This window comes from Amycolatopsis alkalitolerans, assembly GCF_006152065.1.
Lineage (GTDB): Bacteria > Actinomycetota > Actinomycetes > Mycobacteriales > Pseudonocardiaceae > Amycolatopsis_E > Amycolatopsis_E alkalitolerans.
Window position 1 is genome coordinate 19619 of sequence record NZ_VDFW01000013.1, and the last position, 12152, is coordinate 31770.

Here is a 12152-nt window from a genome sequence, read left to right on the forward strand (position 1 = left end):
TCAGCCGGGGAGCAGGTTGGCCAGCAGATCGCGCCAGGAGATCATGCCGACCACCCGCTCCCCGCCGTCGACGACGGGCAGGCAGCGTTCGTGGGCGTCGACCATCGCCATGGCGACGTCGGACACGTCCATCTCCGCGCGCACCGCGACCGGGGTGCCGCGCATCACCTGGCGCACCGCGTGCGGCCGCAGCCCCGCGACGGCGCCGCCGTCGGGGGTCGGCTCGCCGCGGGTGCCCGGCGTGAACAGGGCCCGCACCAGGTCGGACTCCGTGACCAGGCCCAGTAGCAGGCCACCGGCGGTGATGACCGGCAGTGTGGTGAACCCGCGTTCCATCATCAGGCCCGCCGCCTCGTCGAGGCTGGCGTCCGGGGTGATCCCGTAGACCGGGCTGCTCATGAGATCTGCTGCGCGCATGGGCCGAGCATGATCCACGCGACCGGGGACCGACAGAGCCGAAGGAGCCGGTCCCGCCGGGTCCTCCGCCTCGGGCGGTGAGGACGAAGTGCCCTTCGCCACCGCGCCGGCGAGCGCCATGCTTTTCACATGAACGCCAGAAGATGGTGGCGGCTCGCTTGTGTGAGCCGGAATCCGCTCGTCCGGACCGGGGACCGCGTCGAGAGTGCCGTCCTCGTGTTCGTGCTCGTCCTCGTGCTCGGGGCCCTTCCGTTCGCCTTCGCGCTCGGTTCGAACACCTATGCGCACCAGCGGGAATCGGCCGAAGCCGCGGCGGCGGACCGGCATCCGGCGACCGCGGTGCTGCTCGCCGACGCACCGGCGCCGCTGATGAGCCCGCAAGGGGTGCCGACGGACGCGTCCGCGGCCGTCGAGGCCACTTGGCGGCTGCCCGACGGCACGGTCCGGACCGGTCCGGTCACCGCCGACCGCGGCAGCCTCAAGGGCGCGAAGGTGCAGATCTGGCTCAACGGCAACGGGGACGCCGTCGCGAAGCCACCCGACCCGAACGCGGTCCTGCTCACCGCGGTGACCGCGGCGGTGCTGAGCTGGCTGGCGTTCGCCACCGTCGCCGGCGGGGCGTTCTTCCTCGTGCGACTGGCGGAGGACCGGCGGCGCTACGCCCGCTGGGAACGCGAGTGGGCACGCCTGCCCAGCGGCCACAGCCATTCCTGACCGAACGAGGAGGAACACCATGAGGGCACGGGACATCATGAACTCGCCGGCCGTCGTGACGCATCCGGAGACACTGGTGAAGTCCGCGGAAGCGGCGCTGGTGCAACACGGTTTCACCGCGCTGCCGGTGGTGGACGACGACGATCGCCTCGCCGGCATCGTGACCGAGGCCGACTTCGTCGAAGACCGGTTCCCCGCCGAGCCCAAGCGCGTGGCCAACACGGTCGACGACATCATGACCAGGCAGGTGAAGTCCGTGGACATCAACACCGATGTCGCCCAGCTGGCGCGGATGATGCTCGACGAGCACCTCCGCTGCGTGCCGGTGCTCGACCGCGGGAAGCTCGCGGGCGTCGTCACCCGGCGCGATTTCCTGCGCGTGCTCGCCCGGCCGGACAAGGCGCTGGCACAGGACGTCCGCATGCGGCTCGCCGCGTTCGGCGACCCCGCCCGGTGGGTCGTCGACGTACGCGACGGCGAGGTCACGATCATCGACCGGTTCGACAGCGACCGCGACCGCGAGGTCGCCGTGGTACTCGCGGAAGGCGTGCCCGGGGTCATCCGTGCCCAGTGCTACATCGGCGAGCTCGAACGTCAGGAGGAGAAGTGACCACTCCGATCGTGGCCGGCGCCGACGGCACACGGGCCTCGCTGCGGGCGGTGTCGTGGGCGGCCGGTGAAGCGGCCCTGCGGCACCTTCCGCTGCACGTGGTGAACGGGTTCGGCATCCCGGACGCCTTCTACGGCGAAATCCTGCCGCCGAAAGGCTGGCTGGAGGCACGCAAGAGCGAGTCGGAGGCGCTCGTCCGGGAAGCCGTGACGGTCGCCGAGCAGGAGCAGCCACGGCTGACGACCGAGCAGGAGTCCAGTTTGGACGCCCCCATTCCGTTGCTGATCCGGCGTTCCGAGGGCGCGAAGATGATCGTGGTCGGTTCGGCCGGGCGCGGGGTGCTCGGCGATCTGCTGGTCGGCTCGACGGCCGCGGCGCTCGCCGCGCACGCGAAATGCCCCGTCGCCGTGATCCGCGGGGACGAGCATCGTGACGGTCCGGTGGTCGTCGGGGTGGACGGCAGCGAAGCCGGCGAATCCGCGGTCGCGTTCGCGTTCGAGGAGGCGTCGTTGCGCGGTCTGCCGCTGATCGCCGTTCATGCCTGGCATGACGGGGACGCGGCGCAGGTCTTCGCCGCCGCCAGAGCCGCTTACGACTACGAACCCTTGCGGGACGCCGAGACCCGGGTGCTGGCCGAGGTGCTGGCCGGCTGGCAGGAGAAGTTCCCCGACGTCCAGGTGGACCGGGTCGTCGAGGAGGACCGGCCGCGCCAGCGGCTGCTGGACTGGAGCACGAAGGCGAGCCTGATCGTCGTCGGAAGCCGGGGCCGCGGCGGGTTCACCGGGCTGTTGCTGGGTTCGGTGAGCCAGGCGCTCGTGGAGCACGCCGGTTGCCCCGTGCTGGTGGCCCGGCCGGTGTGACTTTCGGCGGGCGGCCGGTGGCCCAGGACCCTCCCGCCACCGCGCCGCCCGCGCCATGGTGGGACTGCCGAGCGGAAAGGACGGCGTCATGACTAGCAAGGGTTTCCTCGTCGCCGGTGTGGACGGATCGGCGTCGAGCACCGCCGCGTTGCGGTGGGCGATGGAGCAGGCCGAAATCACCGGTGCGGAGCTGCTGGCGGTCACCGCGTGGTCACACCGGCTCGCCCTCGATCCCGGCGCGCCGCACCTGACGGCCGAAGAAGAGGCCGAGACGCACCGGAAGGCGTTGCGGGAACTGGTCGAAGCGGTGCGCAGGCCGGGGGTGGAAGTGCGCATGGAGGTCGTCGAAGGCGACCCCGCGGACATGCTCCTGCGCGCCGCGAAGGGCGCGCGGCTGCTGGTGCTCGGCAGTCACGGGCACGGTCTGGTGCTGCGCGCGCTCGTCGGTTCGGTCAGCGCGCGGTGCCTGCGCCTGGCGACCTGCCCGGTGCTGGTGCTGCCCGTGCCCGCGGTCGAGGCCGAGGCCAAGGCGGGAGAGGCGGTGGCCAGCCTGGGGTACGACGCGGGACCGGTATTGTGACCCGCCACGGCATGCGCGCCCAGGACAGCCTGTGGCTCAGCCTCGACCGGCCGGCCAACCGGCTCCACATCACGTCGGTGCTCTGGACCGAGGGCCCGGTCGATCCGGTGCAGCTGCGCGAGATCGTGGCCGACCGGATCCTCGCCCGGTTCCCGGTGTACCTCGAACGCTGGGTGCCGCACCGGCTGCCGGGACGGCATCCGATGTGGGAGACCGACCCGGATTTCGAACTCGGCAGGCATCTGGTGGTCCGCGACATGCCGGCGCCGGGGGACGCCCGCGCGCTCCAGGACTATGTCGCCGCCGAGCGCAGCAAACCGCTCGACCCGCTGCACCCGCTGTGGTCGATCCACCTGCTGCGTGGCTACGGCACCGGCGACGCGGTCGTGTTCCGCTCGCATCACGCGATGGCCGACGGGATCCGGCTGACGCAGGTCATGTTCAGCCTGCTCGACCCGCTCGGCGCGACCGCCGCGCCGCCCGCGCGGGTCGGCGGCCGTGCCCCGCACCGCCCGCCCGCCCCGCATCCGGTGGGCGAACTGACCGCGACGGCGCTCCGTGCGGTCGGCCGGACCAGCGCGTGGCTCCAGGACGCGGCCCGGCGGGCAGGGCCGATCGCGGAGGCGGCGGTGGCGTTGCCGGCGTTCGGGGCCAGCGCCGCGGTCGGCGCGACCGGGGCCGCCGTGGACCTCGCGACGTCGAGACTGCCGGCGCCGGTGCGGGACGTGGTGGACCGGCTGGCGATCGCGGGGCTCACCGTGTGGCACAGCGGCGAGGGGATCCTGAAACTGGTCGGGCGGGCCGAAACCGCGGCGTGGCAAGGCCGTCCGGGTGAGGAGAAGACCGCGGCCTGGGGTGAGCCGGTGCCGCTGGAGACGGTCCGGCGGATCGCCAGGGCCACCGACGCGACGGTGAACGACGTGTGCACGACGCTGGTCGCGGGCGCGGTGGACCGCTATCTGGCGGAGCACGGCACCGCCGGGCGACAGCGCGAGATGACGTGGATGATCCCGGTGAGTCTCGAGCGGTTCGACACCCGGCTCCCGGAAACGCTGGGCAACCACTTCGCGCTCGTCCTCGCGCGGTTACCGCTGCTGCGCAACGGATTCTCCGAGCGGCTCACCGAGGTGCACCGCAGCATCACGCATATCCGTGACTCCTACGAGCCGCTGGTGAACCTCGGCCTGCAGACGCTGGTGAGCCAGAGCCCGCCGCCGGTCGCGGCCGCGCTGATCCGGTACTTCACCGACAAGGCCGTGGGCGTGCTGACGAACGTGCCCGGCCCGCGCGAGCCGATGGCGCTCGCCGGGGCGAAGGTCGCGGGTGTCGTGGGCTGGGCGCCGTGCAGCGGCCGCCAGGCGATCACCGTGTGCATCTTCAGTTACGCGGACGGGATCTTCTTCGGCTTCGGCACGGACCGGCAGCTGATCCCGGACCCCGAGCACCTGGTGGCGGCGCTGGAGGCCGAGGTGGCGGCGGCACCGGCCGCATAGCGCCGGCCCGCTCAGCCGGGCTGCTCGGCGTGACGTGCGGCGGTGCGCAGCGTCGCGGTCTGGACGGCCCCGACGAACGGCGCGACCACGCTCCAGTAGGCGCGAACCCTGGCGCGGCTCGCGCGGTCGGTACACACGATCCGCACGTCGTAGGTGAGCAGCGAGCGCGACTGCCCGTACGGCGTGGCGGACAGCGAGAATACGATCTTGCCGTAGCCGGGTTCGTCGAACGCGGTGAACTCGCCGGCCTCGGTGTGGCGCCATTCGATGACGGGCTTCCAGAACCGGCCGACGGCGCCGGCCGCGACCTCCGCGCCCGGCCGCTCGCCGAGGAAGACCCAGTCGGAGTCGGCGGTCATGTCGTCCAGCGTCAGCCGGGTCGGCACGCGGGGCGGCCGGCGGCGGTTCCGCCAGCGTTCGGGCAGGCCCCGCACCCAGAACGAGGCGCTGACCAGCCGGCCGCCGACTTCCATGAAATCGAGCCGGCGCAGGGCGAGGTAGGCGCGGTCGGCCGGCGCCGCGACCACGAGGTGCCGGGTCTGCATGAAGTCGTAACGCGACGCGAACCGGTCGACGAGCAGCTCGTCGCGGATTTCGGTGGCGGTCATCTCCAGCCCTGCCTTTCGATCGTCGTCGTCCCGACGGTCGCCTGTCCGGATCCTCCGCGAAAGTGCCGAAGGTCCCCAGCGCGGGGCTGCCGTTGGTCTCTAGTGCCGCGCCGGCGCGGGGCGGAGGCTCGAAGTGTCCGGCGATCCATAGTGGACAAGGGGAATCGTCATGAGTGACATCGAAAGCGCCAGAGCCGCACGAGAAGCGCGGGCGTCGTCGGTCGAGCGGGCCTCGTCCGGGCACACCACCGACGAACTCGCCGACCGCGCCATCAGGCGCTACCTGCGGGCCGAGGAGCTGCTGCTCCGCGCGGCCGAGAAGGAGAAGACCACCAAGGAGAAGGCCGAGAAGGAAACCGGCGACCAGGAGTGACCGCCTTCACCGGCGAGTTACCGGGCCTGAGCGCGGCCGAGGCCGCGACGCGGTTACGCCGTGACGGGCCCAACACGCTGCCCGCGCCGCGGCGCAAGAACCCGCTGCTGGTCCTGGCCGCGCAGCTGGTGCACTTCTTCGCGCTGATGCTGTGGGTGGCGGCGGGGCTCGCGCTGCTGGGCGGGATGCCCGCGCTGGCGGTCGCGATCGTCGTCGTCGTGGTGCTCAACGGCGTGTTCTCGTTCGCGCAGGAGTACCGCGCCGACCGCGCCGCCGACCGCCTGCGTGACCTGCTCCCAGTGCGGGCCACGGTGCGGCGCGACGGGCACCCGGCCGAGGTCGACGCGGGTGTACTCGTGGCCGGCGACGTGCTGCTGCTCGAGGCGGGCGACCGGGTCTGCGCGGACGCCACGATGACCGGCGGCAGGCTCGCGGTGGACGAGTCGATGCTGACCGGCGAGAGCGATCCCGTCCGGCCGGAGGCCGGGGCCGGGATCTACGCCGGAACCTATGTCGTGGAAGGACACGCGACCGCGGTCGTCACCGCCACCGGCCCGCGCTCGCGGCTCGCCGGGATCGCGGTCGTCACCGCCGCCGCGAAGCGCCCCCGCAGCCCGCTCAACACCCAGCTGCAACGGGTGGTCAGGATCATCGCGGTCATCACCGTCACCGTCGGCGCGGTGTTCTTCGCCGTCTCGATGGTGCTGGGCCGCCCGCTGAGCGACAGCGCGCTGTTCGCCATCGGCGTCACGGTCGCGCTGGTGCCCTCGGGACTGCTGCCGACGGTGACCCTGTCGCTGGCCAGGGCGGCGCAGCGGATGGCGGGGCGCAACGCGCTCGTGCGGCATCTCGAGTCGGTCGAAAGCCTCGGCGCGACCACGTTCATCTGCACCGACAAGACCGGCACGCTGACCCGCAACGAGATGTCCGTCGTCGAAGTGTGGACGGCCGAGGGCCTGGTGACGGTGACGGGCGAGGGCTACCAGCCCACGGGCCGGCTCGACGGAACGCCGGGCGCGCTGCGGGCGGTCGCGGCGCTCGCGGATTCGGCGGCACGCTGCTCGCCGGATTCCCGCGCGGTGCATAAGAACGGCCGGTGGCTGCCCGTGGGGGACCCGATGGAGGTCGCGCTGCACGTGCTCGCCACGCGCGCCGGTGCCGGACCCGGCCCGGCGCCGGTGTCCCGGCACCCGTTCGACCCGCGCCGCCGCCGCTCGTCCGTGGCCGACGCCGACGGCCTGCACGTCACCGGGGCGTCGGACTCGGTCCTGCCGCGCTGCCGGACGGTACCGGCCGGGGCCACCGGCGCGGTCGAGGAGATGAGCAACCGGGGACTGCGCGTGATCGCGGTCGCCCACCGCCCCGGCGTGTCCACTGTGGACGATCCGGACGAGGTGGAACGCGATCTTGACCTGCTGGGCCTGGTCGGGCTGGAAGACCCGCCACGGCCCGACGTCGCCGACGCGATCGCGGCCTGCCGCGCGGCAGGTATCCGGCTGGCCATGGTCACCGGCGACCACCCAGGTACGGCGGCCGCGATCGCCGCGGAGGTGGGCCTGCTCGGGCCGCACCGGATCGTCGTGGCGGGCAAGGACCTGCCGGGCGAGGACGGTGCGCTCGGCGAGCTGCTCGACCAGGACGGGGTCGTGGTGGCCAGGGTCGCCCCGGAGGAGAAGCTGCGGATCGCGCGCGTGCTGCAGGCGCGCGGGCACATCGTCGCGATGACCGGCGACGGGGTGAACGACGGGCCGGCGCTGCGCACCGCGGACATCGGGGTCGCGATGGGCGCGTCCGGGACCGACGTGGCCCGCGAGGCGGCCGACCTGGTGCTGCTGGACGACCATTTCGGCACCATCGTGTCCGCGGTGGAACTGGGCAGGGCGACCTTCGCCAACATCCGCCGGTTCCTGACCTACCACCTCACCGACAACGTCGCCGAGCTCGCGCCGTTCGTCGTATGGGCGCTGCTGGCCGGCAACTTCCCGCTCGCGATCGGCGTGCTGCAGGTGCTGGCGCTCGATATCGGCACCGATCTGCTGCCCGCGCTGGCGCTGGGCGCCGAACCGCCCAACCCGCGCACGATGCGCGGCGCGGCGCGGACCGGGCCGCTGCTCGACCGCCGGGTGCTGGGGCGCGCGTTCGGCGTGCTCGGCCCGGCCGAGGCGGTGGTGTCGATGGCCGTCTTCACGGCGATCCTCCTGCTAGGCGGATGGCACTGGGGCGACACGCCGAGCGCGGCGCTGCTGGCGACCGCGTCGGGCACCGCGTTCACCGCGATCGTGCTCGGGCAGCTCGCCAACGCCTTCGCCTGCCGCAGCGAGGCTCGCTGGGTCGGCCGGGTCGGCGTCCGCGGCAACTCGCTGCTGCTGTATTCGGTCGGCTTCGAGCTCGCCATGCTGATGGCTTTCCTGTTCGTGCCGGCACTTTCGCACCTGCTCGGCGGGACCGCGCCGTCCGCGCTGGGCTGGCTGCTCGCGTTCGCGGCGGTTCCGGTGGTCTGGCTCGCGGACACCGTGCAGAAGGCCGTGCGGGCCCAGCTCAGCCGAGCGCGCCCTTGAGCCGCACGCTCGCCTCCGCGATGCCCTGGGCGATGGTGCGTGTGCCGTTCACCGCGTCGAGAATCTCCGAGACCGGGCGGTTGTCGGCCAGGTACAGCGCCGTGAAATGGGTGAATCCGCGGTCGCGGGCGGCCTCGGCGAGCATCCGCAGCAGCGTGGTCGCGAGCCCGGCCCGCCGCCAATCACGGTCGACGACGACGGCGACCTCGGCCACTCCCGGCTCGCCGGTGGCCTCGTACCGTGCGATCGCCACCCCGGTTTCGTTGTGGTCGCGTGCGACGAGCGCGAAGCGGCGCACGTAGTCGAGGTCGGTGAGATACCGCAACAGGGCCGGCGTGACCTTCGGCGGCGCCCCGCAGAACCGTTGGTACAGCGTTTCGCTGTCGGCATGACGCAGCGCTTCGCCGAGCTCGTTCGCGTCGGCCGGGGTCAGCGGGGCGATGTCGACCTCGCGGCCGTCGCGTAGCCGGACCGTGCGCTCGAACCCGGCGGGCGGCACGTGGCGATCTGCCTTCACCGGCAAGAGTGTGCCGTTCACGGGACCACGCGGCCAAGGTCGTTGGTCCTCACGATCCGGGCAGAACGCCCACGGTGCCGGCCCGTGCCCGCCCGGGATGGTGGAGACATGCAGACAGCGGACGCGCCCGCCGGCTTCCATACGCTTCCGGCCGCCGCGGCCGCGAAACGGCTGGACACCGACCCCGCCACCGGGCTGACCTCCGCCGAGGCACGGGACCGGCTGGACCGGTACGGGCCCAACACGCTGAAGGCGCTTCCCGGACCGGGCGTGCTGTCGCGGCTGGTGTCCCAGGTCCGCGATCCGCTGGTGTACGTGCTGCTGGCGGCCGGGGTGGTCACCGCCGCGTTCGGCGGGTATCTGGATGCCGCCGTCATCGCGGGCGTGGTCGCGCTCAACGCCGTGATCGGGTACGTGCAGGAATCCCGCGCGCAACGGGCCCTCGACGCGCTCGCCCGGATGGTGCGGACCGAGGCCACCGTCGTCCGGGACGGTGTCGCCGGCCGCCTGCCGGCTGACGATCTCGTGCCCGGTGACGTCGTCGAACTCGCCGCCGGCGATCAGGTGCCCGCGGACGTCCGGCTCGTGGAGGTGCACCTGCTCGAAGTGGACGAGTCGGCGCTGACCGGCGAGTCGGTGCCGGCGGGCAAGCATCTGGGGGAGCTGGAGTCCGGCACCGCCGTCGCCGACCGGACGAACATGGCCTACTCCGGCACGATGGTGACCCGGGGTTCGGCTCGTGCGCTGGTCACCGAGACGGGGACGGCCACGCAACTCGGCGCCGTCCAGCGCATGGTGGCCACGGCGGGTACCGTCGCGACCCCGCTGACCCGCAAGCTCGCGCGGTTCTCGAAGCAGCTGAGCATCGGCATCGTCGTGATCGCCGCGGTCGCGTTCGTCGTCGGCGTCGCCCGCGGCATGGGCGTGGCCGAGATGTTCACGGCGGCCGTCGCGCTCGCGGTCGGCGCGATCCCGGAAGGCCTGCCGGCGGCGGTGTCGATCGTGCTCGCGATCGGCGTGGTCCGGATGTCGCGGCGCCGTTCGGTGGTGCGGCACCTGCCGGCGGTCGAGACGCTCGGCAGCACCACGGTGATCTGCACCGACAAGACCGGCACGCTGACGCTGAACCGGATGACGGTCACGGAGGTCGCCGCGGGCGGGCGCACCGTGGCGGCCACCGACCTGCCCGAGGAGGCGGACCCGGCGCTGCGCGAATGCGCCCGGGCCGGGATCCTGTGCAGCGAAGCCGATCTTTCCTTCGTCGACGGGCGGTGGACCGGCCACGGCGACCCGACGGAGACCGCGCTCGTCCCGGTCGCCGAGCTCGCCGGGCTCGACCCGGGCGCCCTGCGCGCGCAGGCGCCGCGAGTGGAGTTGCTGCCGTTCGAGTCAGAACGCCGCCTGATGGCGACCGCGCACGCGGGCGGCGCCGCCTACGCCAAGGGCGCGGTCGAGGAGATCCTGGCGCGCTGCGACCGGGAACTGCGCGCCGACGGCAGCGAGGGATCGCTGGACGTCGAACGGGCGCACCGGGTGCAGCGGACGTTCGCCGCGCAGGGCCTGCGGGTGCTCGCGTTCGCGCGGTTCACGCGGGGCGCCTCACTGCCCGACGAGGTGGATCGCGGCGGCTGGACCCTGCTGGGTTTCCAGGCGATGCAGGACCCGCCGCGGCCCGAAGCGATCCGCGCGATCGCCGCGTGCCGCAGCGCCGGGATCGCGGTCAAGATGATCACCGGCGACCACGCCGACACCGCCCGCGCGATCGGCAAGGCGGTCGGCCTCGCCGAGGAACCCGTGGTCCTGACCGGGGCCCAGCTCGACAACCTCGACGACGACCGGCTCGATGAGGCCGCGGCGGCCACGACCGTGTTCGCCCGGGTGTCACCCGGCCAGAAGCTCCGCCTGGTCAGGGCCTTCCAGCGAGCCGGGCAGATCGTGGCGATGACCGGCGACGGGGTCAACGACGCGCCCGCGCTGCGCCGCGCCGATATCGGAGTCGCGATGGGGCTGGGCGGCACCGACGCGGCCCGGCATGCCGCCGACATGGTGCTGACCGGCGACGACTTCGCCGCGATCGAGTCGGCCGTGGAGGAGGGCCGCGGGGTGTTCGACAACCTGCGGAAGTTCCTCGCCTGGACGCTGCCGACGAACATCGGCGAGGGCATGGTCGTGCTCGTCGCCGTCGTGCTGGGCGCGACGCTGCCGATCGTGCCCGTGCAGATCCTGTGGATCAACATGACCACCGCCGTCTTCCTCGGGCTGACCATGGCGTTCGAACCCAGGGAACCCGGCATCATGACCCGCCCGCCACGGCCACCGGACCGGCCGCTGTTCACCGCGGACCTGCTGCGGCGGGTCGGGCTCATCTCGCTGCTGCTCGTGGTGTCCGCGTTCATCGCCTACCAGTGGGAGCTGAACACCGGCGCCCCGGTGGCGCAGGCCCGCACCGTCGCGATCAACCTGTTCGTCAGCGTGCAGATCGGCTATCTCGTCAGCTGCCGCTCGCTCGAGCATCCGGTGATCCGCGCCTGGCCGCGCGGGAACCGCATGTTCGGCCTCGGGATCGGGATCACCGCCGGGCTGCAGCTGCTGCTGACCTACCTGCCGGGGATGAACACGATCTTCCACACCGCCCCGATCGGCGGTGACGCGTGGCTGCGCATCCTCGGCGCGACCGTGCTCGCGTTCGTCCTCGTGGAGCTGGACAAGGTCGTGTGGGGGCGGATCCGGCGGCACAAAGTCCCCGGCACCGGGGACCGACAGCCGCAGCCAGGGCGCGGCGACCGGGCTTAATTTGTGTTTGCGGAGTGGCGGAGCCGCTCGCGGTGGGCTATCAGCTGGCGCCGCCCGCACCGGCACGCAAACCACTTTCAAACAGGCTTCAGTGAGGTGAGGACGATGACGGTCATCTGGCTGCTGGTATGGCTCGGTTACGGGACTCCCGACGTCGCCGCGTGGGGTCCGTGGAACAACTGGGGCGTGGCGCTGTTCGTCTGCCTGGCACTGGACTTCCTCGGCGCCATCAGCGCCGGAGGGCGTCGCCGCGTCGTCAGGCGGTGACCTCGGGTACCGGTTTGCGGCCGAAGCGCAGGTAGGCGATCGGCCCGGCGAAGTTCACCGCGATCGCGAAGGCCCACGCGGTCTTCGTGCCCCGGACCGCGGCCGCCGGCCGGCGCGAGAGGTCCCACCAGGCGAACCCGGCGAGCGAGAGCTGTACGGCGCCGGCGGCGATGATGGCGGCGCGCTGGGCGGTGGTCAGCTCGGACCACTTCTTCTTCTTCCTCCTGGCTGCCATGACGTCCGTCCTTTCCCACGGGTCCTCGCGACGTTTCCATCCGCGAGCATCGCACGCGAAGAGCCCAAGGTCGCCTCGCGCGGGGACGTGCTGCCCTGTCCGGGGGCGGCCGGTGACCGGATGCTGA

Annotated in this window: 13 protein-coding genes; 9 read left to right on the plus strand and 4 right to left on the minus strand. The window is 72.7% G+C overall.

What is annotated here, in order from left to right; translation table 11 throughout:
- A complete protein-coding gene (locus FG385_RS16320) occupies positions 1-417 on the minus strand; it encodes a CBS domain-containing protein (protein WP_139097601.1) in 417 nt (138 codons plus the stop codon).
- A 129-nt stretch (positions 418-546) separates the two neighbouring features.
- On the opposite strand from FG385_RS16320, the gene FG385_RS16325 reads away from it, so the two are divergent.
- The 5 genes from FG385_RS16325 to FG385_RS16345 all read left to right on the plus strand — a co-directional run bounded on the left by FG385_RS16325 (position 547) and on the right by FG385_RS16345 (position 4674).
- Positions 547-1131 (plus strand): Rv1733c family protein, encoded by a 585-nt coding sequence (locus tag FG385_RS16325; protein WP_139097602.1) that lies wholly within the window; start codon positions 547-549, stop codon positions 1129-1131.
- A 19-nt stretch (positions 1132-1150) separates the two neighbouring features.
- A complete protein-coding gene (locus FG385_RS16330; protein WP_139097603.1) occupies positions 1151-1741 on the plus strand; it encodes a CBS domain-containing protein in 591 nt (196 codons plus the stop codon).
- A complete protein-coding gene (locus tag FG385_RS16335; RefSeq protein ID WP_139097604.1) occupies positions 1738-2601 on the plus strand; it encodes a universal stress protein in 864 nt (287 codons plus the stop codon). Before FG385_RS16330 ends, FG385_RS16335 begins: the two co-directional genes overlap by 4 nt.
- A gap of 88 nt (positions 2602-2689) precedes the next feature.
- Entirely contained in the window at positions 2690-3181 is a 492-nt protein-coding gene (locus tag FG385_RS16340) for a universal stress protein (protein WP_160148828.1), read from the plus strand.
- 11 nt (positions 3182-3192) lie between these two features.
- Complete coding sequence (locus FG385_RS16345; protein ID WP_139097606.1) at positions 3193-4674, plus strand: WS/DGAT domain-containing protein; 1482 nt, start codon at positions 3193-3195, stop codon at positions 4672-4674.
- Between the two features lie 11 nt (positions 4675-4685).
- Here FG385_RS16345 and FG385_RS16350 read toward each other — a convergent pair whose 3' ends face one another.
- A complete protein-coding gene (locus tag FG385_RS16350) occupies positions 4686-5282 on the minus strand; it encodes a hypothetical protein (RefSeq protein WP_139097607.1) in 597 nt (198 codons plus the stop codon).
- A gap of 169 nt (positions 5283-5451) precedes the next feature.
- Between FG385_RS16350 and FG385_RS16355 the strand changes: the two genes are divergently transcribed.
- Both FG385_RS16355 and FG385_RS16360 read left to right on the plus strand, forming a co-directional pair.
- On the plus strand, positions 5452-5655 hold the full coding sequence (locus FG385_RS16355; RefSeq protein ID WP_139097608.1) for a hypothetical protein: 204 nt from the start codon (positions 5452-5454) through the stop codon (positions 5653-5655).
- Positions 5652-8213: a cation-translocating P-type ATPase gene (locus FG385_RS16360; RefSeq protein WP_139097609.1), complete on the plus strand. Its 2562-nt coding sequence runs from the start codon at positions 5652-5654 to the stop codon at positions 8211-8213. Before FG385_RS16355 ends, FG385_RS16360 begins: the two co-directional genes overlap by 4 nt.
- Here the strand turns inward: FG385_RS16360 and FG385_RS16365 are convergent.
- Complete coding sequence (locus FG385_RS16365; protein WP_235022598.1) at positions 8194-8730, minus strand: GNAT family N-acetyltransferase; 537 nt, start codon at positions 8728-8730, stop codon at positions 8194-8196. The genes FG385_RS16360 and FG385_RS16365 overlap by 20 nt on opposite strands.
- A gap of 108 nt (positions 8731-8838) precedes the next feature.
- Between FG385_RS16365 and FG385_RS16370 the strand changes: the two genes are divergently transcribed.
- Together FG385_RS16370 and FG385_RS34380 are read left to right on the plus strand one after the other, a co-directional pair.
- Complete coding sequence (locus FG385_RS16370; protein ID WP_139097611.1) at positions 8839-11523, plus strand: cation-translocating P-type ATPase; 2685 nt, start codon at positions 8839-8841, stop codon at positions 11521-11523.
- A 105-nt stretch (positions 11524-11628) separates the two neighbouring features.
- The gene (locus FG385_RS34380) at positions 11629-11790 is read left to right on the plus strand and encodes a hypothetical protein (RefSeq protein ID WP_200834490.1); all 162 of its coding nucleotides are present in this window, start codon (positions 11629-11631) and stop codon (positions 11788-11790) included.
- Here FG385_RS34380 and FG385_RS16375 read toward each other — a convergent pair.
- A complete protein-coding gene (locus tag FG385_RS16375) occupies positions 11780-12025 on the minus strand; it encodes a PLDc N-terminal domain-containing protein (RefSeq protein ID WP_139097612.1) in 246 nt (81 codons plus the stop codon). The two genes, FG385_RS34380 and FG385_RS16375, sit on opposite strands and share 11 nt — an antisense overlap.
- Positions 12026-12152: the final 127 nt, after the last annotated feature.

Bases quoted from the DNA above. Each gene is read 5' to 3' on its own strand.
- FG385_RS16320 (WP_139097601.1), bottom strand. From the start codon at position 417: ATGCGCGCAGCAGATCTCATGAGCAGCCCGGTCTACGGGATCACCCCG.
- FG385_RS16325 (WP_139097602.1), top strand. From the start codon at position 547: ATGAACGCCAGAAGATGGTGGCGGCTCGCTTGTGTGAGCCGGAATCCG.
- FG385_RS16330 (WP_139097603.1), top strand. From the start codon at position 1,151: ATGAGGGCACGGGACATCATGAACTCGCCGGCCGTCGTGACGCATCCG.
- FG385_RS16340 (WP_160148828.1), top strand. From the start codon at position 2,690: ATGACTAGCAAGGGTTTCCTCGTCGCCGGTGTGGACGGATCGGCGTCG.
- FG385_RS16345 (WP_139097606.1), top strand. From the start codon at position 3,193: ATGCGCGCCCAGGACAGCCTGTGGCTCAGCCTCGACCGGCCGGCCAAC.
- FG385_RS16350 (WP_139097607.1), bottom strand. From the start codon at position 5,282: ATGACCGCCACCGAAATCCGCGACGAGCTGCTCGTCGACCGGTTCGCG.
- FG385_RS16355 (WP_139097608.1), top strand. From the start codon at position 5,452: ATGAGTGACATCGAAAGCGCCAGAGCCGCACGAGAAGCGCGGGCGTCG.
- FG385_RS16370 (WP_139097611.1), top strand. From the start codon at position 8,839: ATGCAGACAGCGGACGCGCCCGCCGGCTTCCATACGCTTCCGGCCGCC.
- FG385_RS34380 (WP_200834490.1), top strand. From the start codon at position 11,629: ATGACGGTCATCTGGCTGCTGGTATGGCTCGGTTACGGGACTCCCGAC.
- FG385_RS16375 (WP_139097612.1), bottom strand. From the start codon at position 12,025: ATGGCAGCCAGGAGGAAGAAGAAGAAGTGGTCCGAGCTGACCACCGCC.